We start from the raw sequence: 13,508 nt of genomic DNA, 5'->3' as shown, positions 1-13,508 counted from the left end.
GTGCACTGACGGGGCCTTGACAGGCTGTACCTGCCCTTTCGACAAGTTCAGGGTGAGCGAGGAGTGAAGTAAACCTCCTGCTTCCCGCTCAGGCTGAGCTTGTCGAAGCCCCCGCCCCCGCGCGCTCACCCATAGACAACACCGATACACGAACCCAACCGGCGCGCCGGAACCCTTGCGCGCGCCCATAAGGGGCACTCTCCCAATGCGACTTTCCCGCTTCTTCATCGACCGCCCGATTTTCGCGGGCGTCGTCGCGGTGATCATCACCATCGTCGGCGCCATCGCGTTCATCGGCCTGCCGGTCAGCCAATACCCGGACATCGTTCCGCCCACCGTCACGGTCAATGCGCAATATCCAGGCGCCTCGGCCGAGACCGTTGCCGACACCGTCGCCGCTCCGATCGAGCAGGAGATCAACGGCGTCGACAACATGCTCTACATGGATTCGCAGTCGACCGGCGACGGCAAGGTGACGATCACCGTCACCTTCAAGATCGGCACCGACCTTGATGCCGCGCAGGTGCTGGTTCAGAACCGCGTCGCCATCGCCGAGCCCCGCTTGCCTGATGCGGTGCGTTCGATGGGCGTCGTCACCAAGAAGGCCAGCCCGGACTTCCTGATGGTGGTGAACCTTCAGTCGCCCGACGGCACGTATGACCGAGATTACATCTCCAACTACGCGCTGACGCAAGTGAAGGACCGTCTTGCGCGCCTTGATGGTGTGGGCGACGTCCAGACCTTCGGTGCGCGCGATTATGGCATGCGCATCTGGATCGATCCGGGCCGCGCCGCACAGCTCAACCTGACCGCCGGCGAGATCGTCGCCGCCCTGCGCGCGCAGAACGTGCAGATTTCGGCGGGTGCCATCGGCGCCCCCCCGTTCGACAAGGGTAACGCCTACCAGATCGGTGTCGAGGCACAGGGCCGCCTGACCGAACCCCAGCAGTTCGCCGATATCATCGTGCGCACTGATGCGGACGGCCATCAGGTCCGCGTGCGCGACGTCGCCCGCGTGGAACTGGGCGCGCAGGACTACACCACCAATACCTATCTTTCGGGCAATCCCACCGTCGTCATGGCGGTGATGCAGCGCCCCGGCTCCAACGCGCTCGAAACCGCCAAGCTGGTGCGTTCCGAGATGGACACGATGCAGGCCAGGTTCCCCAAGGGGCTTGAATACTCGGTCATCTACAACCCCACCGAGTTCATCGGCCAGTCGATCGACGCGGTCTATCACACGCTGTTCGAGGCGGTGATCCTCGTCGTCCTCGTCATCCTTGTCTTCCTGCAGAACTGGCGCGCGGCGATCATCCCGATCCTCGCGATCCCGGTCTCGCTGGTAGGCACCGCGATCATGCTGATGGCGGTGGGCTATTCGCTCAACAACCTTTCGCTGTTCGGGCTGGTGCTCGCCATCGGCATCGTCGTCGATGACGCGATCGTCGTGGTCGAGAACGTGGAGCGCTATATCGAAGAGGGGCTCACCCCGCTCGAAGCCGCCCGCCGATCGATGGACGAGGTTTCCGGCGCGCTGGTGGCCATCGTGCTGGTGCTCTGCGCGGTCTTCGTGCCGACGCTGTTCATCACCGGCATCTCGGGCCAGTTCTACAAGCAGTTCGCGGTGACGATTTCGACCGCCACGGTCATTTCGCTGGTGCTTTCGCTCACGCTGTCGCCCGCGATGGCCGCGATCCTGCTCAAGCACAAGGAGCGCGTCGGCCCCGATGCCCCGCGCTGGCGCCAGGTGCTCCAGTCGGGCGCGGACAAGTTCAACCACGGCTTCGACCGCATGAGCGCAAGCTATGCCCGCCTCACCACCCGTCTGGTCAAGGCTCCCCTGCGCATGATGGCGACTTACGCCGCCCTTATCGCCGGGACCGTGGGCCTGTTCTGGGCAACGCCGACCGGCTTCATCCCGCAGCAGGACCAGGGCTATTTCCTTGCGGCCGCGTTCCTGCCCTCGGGCTCATCGCTGGAACGTACCGATGAAGTCACCCGCGACATTGCCAAGCGTCTCCTGCCGATCAAGGGCATCCGCGGCGCGGTGATGTTCGCAGGGTTCCACGGACCCTCGCGCACCGCATCGCCGGATTCGGCCGCCATCTACTTCCCGTTCAAGAGCTTCGAGGAACGCAAGAAGCTGGGCGTGACCTATGAAGGCATCATGGCCGAGGCGAACAAGGCGCTGCAGGGCTATGACAAGGCGATGGTCCTCGTCATTCCGCCGCCGACCATCAATGGCATCGTCCCTCCGGGCGGCTACCGCATGATCGTGGAGGACAACGAAGGTCGCGGCTACACCGAACTGGCCAAGGCGGCAGGCGGCGTGATCGGTAAGGCCAACCAGCAGAAGGACTTGAGCCAGGTCTACACCCTGTTCAACCAGGATACCCCGCGCGTCTTCACCGACATCGACCGCCGCAAGGCCGACATGCTGGGCATCCCGCCGGAACGCGTGTTCGAAACGCTGCAGGTCTACCTCGGCTCTGCCTACGTGAACGACTTCAACCTGCTCGGCCGCACCTTCCGCGTCACCGCGCAGGCGGATCAGGGCAGCCGTGGCTCGATTGCCGACCTTGCCAACCTGAAGACCCGCTCGAACTCCGGCGCGATGGTGCCGATCGGTTCGGTCGCCACCTTCCAGGACAAGACCGGACCTTACCGCGTGGTGCGCTACAACCTGCACCCCGCCGTGGAAGTCGACGGCAGCGTGGCGCCGGGCTACTCGACCGGACAGGCCCTCTCCACCATGGAGAAGGTCGCGGACGAGACGCTCCCCTCGGGCTACAGCTTCGAGTGGACCGGCATCGCCTATCAGCAGGTGACGGCGGGCAATACGGCGGCGATCGTGTTCGGCATGGCTGTGGTCTTCGTCTTCCTTGTGCTTGCCGCGCAGTATGAAAGCCTGACCCTGCCGCTGGCGATCGTGCTGATCGTGCCGATGTGTCTGTTCGCGGCCATGGCGGGCGTGAACCTGCGGGGGATGGACAACAACATCCTGACCCAGATCGGCCTTGTGGTGCTGATCGCGCTGGCGGCCAAGAACGCGATCCTCGTGGTCGAATTCGCCAAGCAGGCCGAGGAGGAACAGGGCATGGGCATTGTCGAGGCGGCCGTCTACGCCGCGCAGACCCGCCTGCGTCCGATCCTGATGACCAGCTTCGCGTTCATCCTCGGCGCGGTGCCGCTGGTGATCGCGCAGGGTGCCGGTGCCGAACTGAGGCAGGCGCTGGGCACGGCGGTGTTCTTCGGCATGACCGGTGTTACCGGCTTCGGCCTGCTGTTCACGCCCACGTTCTACGTGGTGTGCCGCATGCTGGCCGAGAAACTGCGCCGCCGTCCACGCGCGGATCACGCAGACTTGCACGCGGTTCCGGCTGAATGAGCCCGATGGGGCGGGTTGCCGCCCGCCCCTCGATTTCATCGAAACAGGACATATCCGATGATGAAGCAGACTTTGGCGGCGCTCTTCGCCGCAACCGCCCTTTCCGCCTGCGCGGTCGGGCCGGACCATGTGGTCCCCACCCCGCCCGCTTCGGCGCAGGCCCCGTTCGTCGGCGTGCAGAGCGCTGACGTCACGACAGCGGCACCTGACGACAACTGGTGGAAGCTCTACAACGATCCGGTGCTTGACGGCCTTGTCACCGATGCGCTGGCCGCCAACACCGACATTCGCGTAGCCGTGGCCCGGATCGAAAAGGCCCGCGCGACGTTACGCGGATCGCGCGCGGATCGCCTGCCCTCGACCGACCTCAGCGCCACCGGCACTTATGGCCGTGTGTCCGAAGCGCAGGCCCTGCCGGGCTTCGATCGCGAAGGTCGCCGCGTCGACGGTGGGCTCTCGGTCAATTACGAGGTGGACCTGTTCGGCCGCGTCAAGCGCGGTATCGAAGCATCACGCGCCGACCTTGCCGCCGCGCAGGAGGACGCGGACGCCGTGCGCGTCACCGTGGTGGCCGATACCGTGCGCGCCTATGTCGATGCCACCAGCGCCAACGAACAGATCGAGGTTGCCCAGCGCACCGTCGACCTGCTCTCCCGCTCGGAACGCATCACCAACGCCCGCTTCGAACGCGGGCTCAACCAGAAGCTGGACGTCATCCGCGTCACCCAGCTGCGCGAGGCGCAGGCCGCCAGCATCCCCACGCTGCAGGCCCGGCGCGACGCGGCGATGTTCCGCATCGCCGTGCTGACCGGCCGCACGCCGCAGGATCTGCCCGACGGCGTGATCGAACGGGACACAACGCCCACCGTCGCCACCCCCATCCCGGTGGGAGACGGCCAGACTTTGCTGGCCCGCCGCCCGGACGTGAAGGCCGCAGAGCGCCGCCTTGCCGCCGACACCGCCCGCATCGGCGTGGCGACGGCGGACCTCTACCCGCGCATCACGCTGGGCGGGTCGGTGGGAACGACCGCCGTGGGCGCCACCGACGTGTTTGGCGCGGGCCCCTTCCGGTGGCTGCTGGGGCCGCTGATCTCCTGGGCGTTCCCCAATCAGGAAGCGATCCGCGCCCGCATCGGAGCCGCCCGTGCCGACGCCAAGGCAGACCTTGCGACTTTCGATGGCACCGTGCTGACCGCATTGGGAGAGACGGAAACCGCCCTGTCGGCCTATCGCAACGCGCTGCTGCGGCAGGAGCGCCTGGTCGCCTCGCGCGATGCGGCAGACCGGGCTGCCAACGTCAGCCTTGCCCGCCAGAGCCGGGGCCAGATCGATGCGCTCGACGTGCTGGATGCGCAGCGCACGCTGGCCGGCGCGCAGGCGGATGCGGCGGCCGCCCGGCGCGACGTTGCCTTCGCGCAAGTCGATCTGTTCCGTGCTTTGGGAGGGCGCTGGTAATTTAGTATACAAGCCGCTTTTCCCGGCGGCTGCACTGGCGTATTACACTAAGGGGCGCATGGCCCGCCGAAGCTCTCCTTTCCGGGGCGCTGCGACGGAGCCGTGCGCCCCTTGGGTGTTGTTGTGTGCTTTTATGTGCCATTTGAGTACCGTTGTGTACCGGGAAGGTTCGATGTGTCGAAAGCCAGCGATCAGGCCTATCTGGAACTGCGCAGCCGCATCCTGTCCGGCGAACTTGCCCCCGGCACCCAGCTGAAGGAAGAGGAACTGGCCGCGCTCTGCGGGGTGTCCCGCACCCCGGTACGCGCCGCGATCCGCCAGCTGGAAGCCGAACTTTTCGTCCGCCGCACCGATAGCCAGCGCTCCTTCGTGGCGGAATGGAACAATGACGATCTGGAGGAAGTCTTCATCCTGCGCGGAATGCTGGAGGCTTACGCCGTGCGCCGCGCCGCCACCCGCGCCGACGCTGCGGTCATCGCCGGGCTGACCGCAGCCAACGAAGCGATGAGCACGGTGATCGAGGCGCTGGACTTCGACCTGCCCGCTTACCTTGCCGCAAACGCCCGCTTCCACGCGCTGATCCTTGAAACGGCAGCGTCCGACCGGCTTGCCGCGCTATTGGGCAAGCTGGTGCTGCAGCCGGTGGTCCAGCAGACGGTCCGCGCCTACAGCCGCGAACAGCTGCTGCGCAGCTATCGCGAACACGTGGAAATCACCGCCGCCCTCGCCCAGCGCGACCCCGACTGGGCCGAAGCCCTGATGACCGCCCACATCCGCCGCGCCCTCCACGCAAGACTGGAACCTGCGGAGGGGTGAAGGTCCGCGCGCCTTGCGCCACGCCTCGGGGCCTTCGACAAGCTCAGGCTGAGCGGGGTTCAGATGTCTGATTTGGGTGGACAGCGAATGGTCTGTTCCACCCCGCCGTCACCCTGAAACAAGTTCAGGGTGACGGCGGATTTGGGTGGGAAGTGGCAATTTTCTTTGGGCGGACTACGGGTGACAGCTTTTCGACTTCGGCTATAAAAACACGATAGCGCAAGGCAGAAATCATACGGAACGCAGCAGGAGTATGAAAAATTTCATGCCATTCTTGTTTCTTGGCATATTTATGTCAATTTTTGCCGCAAATCTGTGGTGTGCCCATCAAACCCGTACGATATTTTTAAAGCAGGGGTTTATTTCACAAAATGAAAATCCCACTCTGTTCAGAATTGCTGTCATAGGTAATATTGCAGTATTTGTAATATCCGGATTTTTAATGGCAGGCATCGCGATGCATTTGAACGGTTAGGCTTCGGCCGCAACGGGGCGTAAAAGGAACGGCGCAAAAAGCGCTTTCGGTACGGACTAAACCCCACTCCGCTCAGGCTGAGCTTGTCGAAGCCCGCTCGCAACGCCAGCGGCAGGCAGGCCGTGCTTTCCTGCCACCCCAAGGCAACGGGAAAGCGCAGAACTCCAATCAAATCGTCGCGCGGGCCTTCAGAGCTGCAATCTCGTCCTCGCTCATGCCGAGGAGGTCGCCGTAGATTTCTGCGTTGTCCTGCCCGATTTCCAGCGGCGCGCGGCGGCGGACGCAGGAGGGGGTGTCGGACAGCTTGGGGAAGGCGTTCTGCATCTTGAACGAACCCCACTGCGGATGCTCCACGTCGATCAGCGCATCGCGCGCGGCGAAGTGCGGGTCGGCCAGCATTTCCGGCGCGCGGTAGATCTTGCCGGCGGGGATGGAGAATTCGATCATCTTCTCCTCCAGTTCGTCCACCGTCAGGGTGCGGGTCCATTCGGAGATGAGATCGTCCAGTTCGGTCTGGCGCAGGCCGCGCGCGACGTGGGTGGCGTAACGCTCGTCCGTGCCCAGTTCGGGGCGGCCCATTGCCTGGCATAACCGCTTGAAGATCGCGTCCTGATTGGCGCCGATCAGGTATTCACCGTCGCTGGTGGGATAGACGTTCGACGGCGCAATGCCTTCGAGGATAGAGCCGGTGCGCTTGGGCACGTGGTCGGACACCATGTATTCGGGCACAAGGCTTTCCATGACCTGCAGCACCGCTTCGTAAAGCGCGCTGTCCACCACCTGCCCCTTGCCGGTACGTTCGCGCGCGTGAAGCGCGGCCAGTGCGCCCATGCAGCCGTAGGTCGCGGCAAGGCTGTCCCCGATCGAAACGCCCATGCGGCTTGGCGCGCGGTCGGGATCGCCCACGATGTAGCGCCATCCGCCCATCGCCTCGCCAATGCCGCCGAAGCCGGCACGCGATGAATAGGGCCCGGTCTGGCCATAGCCCGATACGCGCACGATGATCAGGCGCGGGTTGATTTCATGCAGGACGTCCGGGCCAAGGCCCCACTTCTCCATGGTGCCAGGCTTGAAGTTCTCGATCAGGATATCGGCATGGGCAACGAGCTTGCGCACGATCTCCTGTCCTTCGGCCACGCGCAGGTTGGCGCTGACCGACTTCTTGTTGCGGGCGACCACTTCCCACCACAGCTTGGCATCGCCGTGGCCCCAGTTGCGCATTGGATCACCGCCGCCCTTCCCGTCGATCTGCGGGGGTTCGACCTTGATGACTTCTGCGCCCATGTCGCCCAGCAACTGGCCGCAGAAAGGCCCGGCGATAAGTTGGCCAAGCTCGACGACGCGGATGTCGGTCAAGGCTCCGGTATTGGTCGTGTCCATGGCGCTCAGGCTTTCTGTTCGAGGATCTGCGGGAATGAGCCGGCGCGGCTCACCATCGCGGGAAGGGGCTTGTTCATGATCGTTTCCAGCCACCGGGCATGGCCGATCGCGGCCGCAAGGTCATAGCCGGTGGCCACGTCCGAACGGTCGAGCATGTAGAGCAGGTCTTCGGTGGCGATGTTGCCGGTGGCGTTGGGAGCGAAGGGGCAGCCGCCGATCCCGCCAAGCGCGGCGTCAAGCGTGGTCGCTCCCGCCTCGATCGCGGCCCAGGCGTTGGCGATGCCGGTGTTGCGGGTGTTGTGCAGGTGGACGCGGATCGGAATGCCGCCCACCGCCTCGCGAACCTGCGTGACGAGGCCTGAGACTTGCGCAGGCACCGCAACGCCGATGGTGTCGGCCAGCGCGATCTCCCGCGGGGAAACTTCGGCCAGCTTGCGGGCCATGGCGACGACGCGTTCGGGGGCGACTTCACCCTCGAACGGGCAACCGAAGGCCGCGCCGATGGTCACCTGCCCGCTCTTGCCCGCGGCCTTGGCGGCCAGCACGATTTCCGAGGCGATGGCGATGGATTCGTCGCTGGTCTGGCCCTGATTGCGCATGGCGAAGCCATCGGTCGAGACGCAGACCGCGCCTGCCTCGTCGATCCCGGCGGCAAGGCCGCGCTCCAGCCCGCGCATGTTCATGACAAGGCCGATGTAGGTCAGGTCGTCCCGTCGCGGCAGCATGGCCAGCAATTCGTCCGTGCCCGCCATCTGCGGCACTTTCTTGGGATTCACGAAGCTGCCCACCTCGATCCGGCGCGCGCCGCAGTCGATCAGGCGACGGATGAGTTCAGCCTTGTCCTCCAGCGAGACGAGGACTTTTTCGTTCTGCAGACCGTCGCGCGGGGCGACTTCGACGATCTCTATCGCGTTTGCGGTCATCGGGCGGTTTCCAGTTCGGACAGATAAGCGAGGATCGCGCCCTCGGACACGACATCGGCGTATTTTGCGTTCATGTCGAAAAGGTTGGCCTTGTGCGGATCGGGATGACGATCCCCGCAGGCATCCGCGACGACGGCGGTGCGAAACCCGTGCGACATCGCATCCACGCATGTCGCACGCACGCAACCGCTGGTGGACAGGCCGCCAAGGATCACCTGATCGATCCCACGCGCGGTCAGCGTAGCGGCCAGCGAAGTGCCGAAGAAGGCGCTGGGGTACTGCTTGGACAACACGATCTCGTCCGCCTGCGGCTCAAGCCCCTTGGGCCATGCCCCCATCGCACTGCCCGCCACGAAAGCGGCAAGTGCGGGCACTTTTTCGAAGAAGCGGCCGCCGTCGACGCCGCCGGGGTGATAGGCCACGTTGGTCCAGATCACCGGCAGGCCCGCCGCCCGCGCGGCGGCGCGAATACGCAGCGCCGAAGCAAGCGCATCCTCCACCCCGGCATAGAGCGGGCTGGCCGGATCGAAATATGCTTCGACGAAATCGATGAGAATCAGCGCCGCAGAGCGTCCGAAGCCGGCCTTGCCGCCAAACGCGACGGCGTAATTGTCATCCAGCCCGGCATTCGGCGTCATCCGCGTAACTCCCATGGGCCATCGAATCGCGGCCAAACTCAACGTGAGTTTTAGTATACAAAAACAGGATGCGGTCAACGCAAATCCGGGCGACTGCGACATTTCGACGGTCAATCAGTGCACATAACGTTCGCGCAACGTCAAAGCCGGGTCTCGACAGCACGTTCCCGTGCGCCCTGCATCAAGACTTGCGCGATCGATCACGATTAGGGTGTTCTTCAGCGTCACATGGAGATCGCCGCATGACCGTTGCCGAAGCCCCCTCCCCCGTCCTGACGGCCGCCGCATGGCGCGGGGATCGGTTGCTTGCGGGTCAGGACTGGGTCTACCGGCTCGATACCGCGCAGCGTGCCGAACTGGAAGCGCTGGGCAGGCGATTCATCGATGACGATCCGGATCTGCGTTTCGTGCAGGCTGCGGACTATCCGCTTGTTGCTTGCGCGCAAGCGGTGAAATCATGGCGCGAAGACGTCGATTTCGGACGCGGCTTCGTGCTGGTGCGAGGCCTGCGGTCCGACCTCTATTCCGATGCGCTTTCCAGCGCGATCTACTACGTTCTCGGCCTCCACATGGGCGATCCGATCCGGCAGAACGAGATGGGCGACCTTCTGGACCACGTCTACGCCACGAGCGACAAGACCATGGACGATCCCACCGCCAAGTCATCGAAAGTGCGCGACAAGCTGGTCTATCATTCGGACAGTTCGGATATCGTGGCGCTGATGTGCCTGCGCGGAGCGCGCGAAGGCGGGCTGTCGTGCCTTGTATCAGGCGCTGAGATCTACAACGAGATCCTGCGCCGCCGCCCCGATCTGGCGCATCTTCTGCTTGAGCCATTCCACTGGGATTGGCGGCGGCAGGACGCTGAAGCGCCCGCCGATACCTACACTTCCCCGGTTGTCAGCGTGAAGGACGGGGTTTTCTCGATGTATGCAGGGTCGCTTTATATCGTGACCGCGCAGGACTATCCCGGCGTGCCTCGGCTGACCGCGGATCAGCTGGAGGTGCTGCGGCTCTTCGATGAAATCACGTATGAGCCCGGCATGGCGATCGCGATGGATTTTCGCCCCGGCGACATTCAGTGGCTGTCGAATTATGCCGCCCTTCATTCGCGCACCGAATTCTTCGACTGGCCCGAGCCCCAGCGCAAGCGACACCTTTTGCGCCTCTGGCTGTCCAGCAAGACCGACCGCCCGGTGGTGGAGGGGTTTGGCAAGAATGGCGTGGTCCAGCACCGCGCCGAACACCGCGACGGCGCGGAGCATACCGATGCGCGCTTCTCGATCCGCGCGATGTCGGTGCCCCGTTTGATTTCCTGAAAAAAAGGGCGGGACAGCGGCAAGGCCGTCCCGCCCGATGTGCCCGGGAGCGTTTTGGAGGAGGAGGACCGCTTGCGCTCGGTCCTGCTCCCGGGGGGATTCTCAAATCCTGATGCGGTTGCCTGCGGCTGATCAAGGCCGCGTGGCACCTGCGCTTCCTGCCGCCAAGACATTCCAGGATTGCGAAAAGCTATCCGGCGCCGCTGCTGCGGCGCGCGATCCCTTCCCTGCAACACAGATGTCTTTTCGACCGGTGTTGCCTCGCTCATATACGTCCTGTTTTGGTCCTACAAGCCATATTTGTAGGATAAATAAGTTGCCACGCTTTTGGGCGGGTGGTAGCGGCATTTGCAACGCTCCCGCGAGATGCCCGCTCCGCGGCGCGCAAGATGGATATTGAGCGAATTTCATGGGAGGCGAACATCTCTTCCGCTGACGACAGCACCCTGACACCGGCCGCAAAGCTGCGCTCGCGCGCATGGTTCGACGATCCGAGCCACCCGGACATGACCGCGCTCTATCTTGAGCGCTACCTGAACTACGGCCTCTCCATCGAAGAGATGCAGTCGGGGCGCCCGATCATCGGCATTGCCCAGTCGGGCAGCGATCTCGTGCCGTGCAACCGCCACCACCTTGTTCTGGCAGAGCGGATCAAGGCGGGCATCCGCGACGCAGGCGGCATTCCCATCGAATTCCCCAGCCACCCCTTGCAGGAAACCGGCAAGCGGCCGACGGCAGGGCTGGATCGCAACCTTGCCTATATCTCGCTGGTGGAACTGCTTTACGGCTATCCGCTTGACGGCGTGGTGCTGACGATCGGGTGTGACAAGACGACGCCGTCCTCGCTGATGGCAGCGGCCACGGTGAACATCCCCGCCATCGCGCTGTCGGTCGGCCCGATGCTCAATGGCTGGTACGAAGGCAAGCGCACCGGCGCGGGCACCATTGTGTGGAAAGCACGCGAGATGCTGGCCAAGGGCGAACTGGATTATCAGGGCTTCCTGAAGCTGGTCGCATCGGGCTCCCCCTCGACCGGCTATTGCAACACCATGGGCACGGCGACGACGATGAATTCGCTGGCCGAGGCGCTGGGCATGTCGCTGCCGGGCTCCGCCGCGATCCCCGCGCCTTATCGCGACCGTCAGGAATGCGCGTGGGAAACCGGCCGGGCCATCGTGGAAATGGTCAAGGCGGATCGCAAGCCGTCCGACATCCTCACCCGTTCCGCCTTCCTCAACGCGATCCGGGTGAATTCGGCCATCGGCGGCTCTACCAACGCACCGATCCACCTCAACGCGATCGCCCGCCATATCGGCGTGGATCTGACGCTGGAGGACTGGGAGCAGACAGGCGCGGATGTGCCGCTGCTGGTGAACCTTCAGCCGGCCGGTGAATATCTGGGTGAAGACTACTACCGCGCGGGCGGTGTCCCGGCGGTTATGGCCGAACTCGACAAGGCGGGCCTGATCGACGGTTCCGCGATGACGGCCAATGGCAGGACCGTTACCGAAAACCTCGTCGGCGCGCGCATTGTCGATACCGACGTGATCCGCCCGTTCGATCGCCCGCTCAAGGAAGCCGCGGGCCTTACCGTGCTCAAGGGCAACCTGTTCGACGGCGCGGTGATGAAGCTTTCGGTCATCTCCGAAGAGTTCCGCAGCCGCTACCTGTCCGATCCCGAGAATCCCGATGCCTTCACCGGAAAGGTCGTCGTGTTCGACGGGCCCGAGGATTACCACGCCCGCATCGACGAGCCGGAACTGGGCATCGACCAGAACACCATCCTCGTCATTCGCGGCGCCGGGCCGGTGGGCTATCCGGGCGGGGCAGAGGTCGTGAACATGCGCCCGCCCGCAGCGCTGATCCGGGCGGGCGTCCATGCCCTGCCCTGCATCGGCGACGGGCGCCAGTCGGGCACCAGCGGCAGCCCCTCGATCCTCAACGCCTCGCCCGAAGCCGCGGTCGGTGGCGGTCTTGCCCTGCTGCGCACGGGCGACCGGGTCCGCATCGATCTGGCCAACCGCAGCGCCGACATGCTGGTGGACGAGGCAGAGATCGCCCGCCGCCGCGAGGAACTGGTCGAAGTGGAGCGCCGGGTCACGCCGGAATCGCAAACGCCCTGGCAGGAAATCCAGCGCAGCCTCGTCGGCCAGTTCGCGACGGGCGCGATCCTCGAAGGTTCGGAAAAGTACCAGCGCATCGCCCAGACCAAGGGGCTGCCGAGGGACAGCCACTGATGGTCAAAGTTATCGCCCGCGACCGCGTCGACACGCTTGGCGAAGGACTGTTCTGGGACGCACGCTGCGACCAGCTGCTCTGGACCGACATTCTCGGCAAGCGGATCAACCGTCTGACGCCCGCTACCGGAGCCGTCGAAAGCTGGCAGACGCCCGACGTCACCGGCTGGATCATCGGGTGCGAGGGTGGCGGCTATGTCGCGGGGATCGGCCGTTCGGTGGCCCGCGTCACGCTCGATCCCTTCGCGGTCGAGGCGCTGGCGGATATCCCCGACCAGCCCGAGAGCAACCGCGTCAACGATGCCGCCGCCGATGCGCACGGGCGCCTCTGGCTGGGCACGATGCCGTTCTCCTGCGACGTGCCGACCGGCGCGTTCCATCACTTCGACGGCACCGCGATCACGCAGGCGTCCGGCCCCTACACCATCCCCAACGGCCCGGCGATCGATCCCGAGGGGCGCTTCCTGCTCCACACGGACAGCGCGATGGGGGTGATCTTCCGCTACCCGCTGGAAGACGGCCGCCTTGGCGAGCGTACTCCCTTCGTCACCTTCGAGGACGACTGGGGCTCGCCCGACGGCATGACCTTCGATGCCGAAGGGCACCTGTGGGTTGCCTGCTGGGGCGCTTCGTGCGTCACCCGCTTTTCGCCCGCAGGTGAGCCGGTGCGCCGCATCGAACTGCCCGCCAGCCAGGTCAGCAACTGCGTCTTCGGCGGCGCCCGGCTTGACCGGATGTATGTGACGAGCGCAGCCGACGGCGTGGACGAGGAACACGGCGGCGCCCTGTTCGAGATCGATCCGGGTGTTCGCGGAGTTCCGGCCTTCCTGTATCGCGGATGATGTAGATGCCCGCCCGCGTCGCAACCGGCGGGCAC

At 64.8% G+C, this 13,508-nt stretch carries 9 protein-coding genes; 6 read left to right on the top strand and 3 right to left on the bottom strand.

Features of this window, described 5'->3' with window-relative positions:
* The first annotated feature begins 205 nt into the window (after positions 1-205).
* From A8V01_RS00545 to A8V01_RS00535, 3 genes are all read left to right on the top strand, one after another.
* Positions 206-3,388, top strand: coding sequence for an efflux RND transporter permease subunit (locus A8V01_RS00545; RefSeq protein WP_103094006.1), 3,183 nt, complete (start codon positions 206-208; stop codon positions 3,386-3,388).
* A 57-nt stretch (positions 3,389-3,445) separates the two neighbouring features.
* Complete coding sequence (locus tag A8V01_RS00540) at positions 3,446-4,843, top strand: efflux transporter outer membrane subunit (RefSeq protein ID WP_103094005.1); 1,398 nt, start codon at positions 3,446-3,448, stop codon at positions 4,841-4,843.
* A 174-nt stretch (positions 4,844-5,017) separates the two neighbouring features.
* Complete coding sequence (locus A8V01_RS00535; RefSeq protein WP_103094004.1) at positions 5,018-5,659, top strand: GntR family transcriptional regulator; 642 nt, start codon at positions 5,018-5,020, stop codon at positions 5,657-5,659.
* 643 nt (positions 5,660-6,302) lie between these two features.
* Here the strand turns inward: A8V01_RS00535 and A8V01_RS00530 are convergent.
* The 3 genes from A8V01_RS00530 to A8V01_RS00520 are packed head-to-tail and all read right to left on the bottom strand — an operon-like array spanning position 6,303 to position 9,075.
* Positions 6,303-7,514, bottom strand: a complete 1,212-nt coding sequence (locus A8V01_RS00530) for a CaiB/BaiF CoA transferase family protein (RefSeq protein WP_103094003.1) — start codon at positions 7,512-7,514, stop codon at positions 6,303-6,305.
* 5 nt (positions 7,515-7,519) lie between these two features.
* The gene (locus A8V01_RS00525) at positions 7,520-8,437 is read right to left on the bottom strand and encodes a hydroxymethylglutaryl-CoA lyase (RefSeq protein WP_103094002.1); all 918 of its coding nucleotides are present in this window, start codon (positions 8,435-8,437) and stop codon (positions 7,520-7,522) included.
* A complete protein-coding gene (locus tag A8V01_RS00520) occupies positions 8,434-9,075 on the bottom strand; it encodes an isochorismatase family protein (RefSeq protein ID WP_103094001.1) in 642 nt (213 codons plus the stop codon). The genes A8V01_RS00525 and A8V01_RS00520 overlap by 4 nt, the downstream gene beginning before the upstream one ends.
* A gap of 242 nt (positions 9,076-9,317) precedes the next feature.
* Between A8V01_RS00520 and A8V01_RS00515 the strand changes: the two genes are divergently transcribed.
* From A8V01_RS00515 to A8V01_RS00505, 3 genes are all read left to right on the top strand, one after another.
* The gene (locus A8V01_RS00515; RefSeq protein WP_103094000.1) at positions 9,318-10,394 is read left to right on the top strand and encodes a TauD/TfdA family dioxygenase; all 1,077 of its coding nucleotides are present in this window, start codon (positions 9,318-9,320) and stop codon (positions 10,392-10,394) included.
* Positions 10,395-10,783: 389 nt separating this feature from the next.
* Positions 10,784-12,631, top strand: coding sequence for an IlvD/Edd family dehydratase (locus tag A8V01_RS00510; RefSeq protein WP_103093999.1), 1,848 nt, complete (start codon positions 10,784-10,786; stop codon positions 12,629-12,631).
* Entirely contained in the window at positions 12,631-13,473 is an 843-nt protein-coding gene (locus A8V01_RS00505; protein ID WP_103093998.1) for an SMP-30/gluconolactonase/LRE family protein, read from the top strand. Before A8V01_RS00510 ends, A8V01_RS00505 begins: the two co-directional genes overlap by 1 nt.
* Positions 13,474-13,508 lie beyond the last annotated feature (35 nt).

Origin of the sequence: Novosphingobium guangzhouense (assembly GCF_002896965.1) — a bacterium.
Lineage (GTDB): Bacteria > Pseudomonadota > Alphaproteobacteria > Sphingomonadales > Sphingomonadaceae > Novosphingobium > Novosphingobium guangzhouense.
Note: the sequence above shows the minus strand (reverse complement) of the source record. Positions and strands in the feature narration are given on the sequence as shown.

Coding starts and splice junctions, on each gene's coding strand:
- A8V01_RS00525 (WP_103094002.1), bottom strand. CDS start 8,437: ATGACCGCAAACGCGATAGAGATCGTCGAAGTCGCCCCGCGCGACGGT.
- A8V01_RS00540 (WP_103094005.1), top strand. CDS start 3,446: ATGATGAAGCAGACTTTGGCGGCGCTCTTCGCCGCAACCGCCCTTTCC.
- A8V01_RS00545 (WP_103094006.1), top strand. CDS start 206: ATGCGACTTTCCCGCTTCTTCATCGACCGCCCGATTTTCGCGGGCGTC.
- A8V01_RS00505 (WP_103093998.1), top strand. CDS start 12,631: ATGGTCAAAGTTATCGCCCGCGACCGCGTCGACACGCTTGGCGAAGGA.
- A8V01_RS00510 (WP_103093999.1), top strand. CDS start 10,784: ATGGATATTGAGCGAATTTCATGGGAGGCGAACATCTCTTCCGCTGAC.
- A8V01_RS00515 (WP_103094000.1), top strand. CDS start 9,318: ATGACCGTTGCCGAAGCCCCCTCCCCCGTCCTGACGGCCGCCGCATGG.
- A8V01_RS00520 (WP_103094001.1), bottom strand. CDS start 9,075: ATGACGCCGAATGCCGGGCTGGATGACAATTACGCCGTCGCGTTTGGC.
- A8V01_RS00530 (WP_103094003.1), bottom strand. CDS start 7,514: ATGGACACGACCAATACCGGAGCCTTGACCGACATCCGCGTCGTCGAG.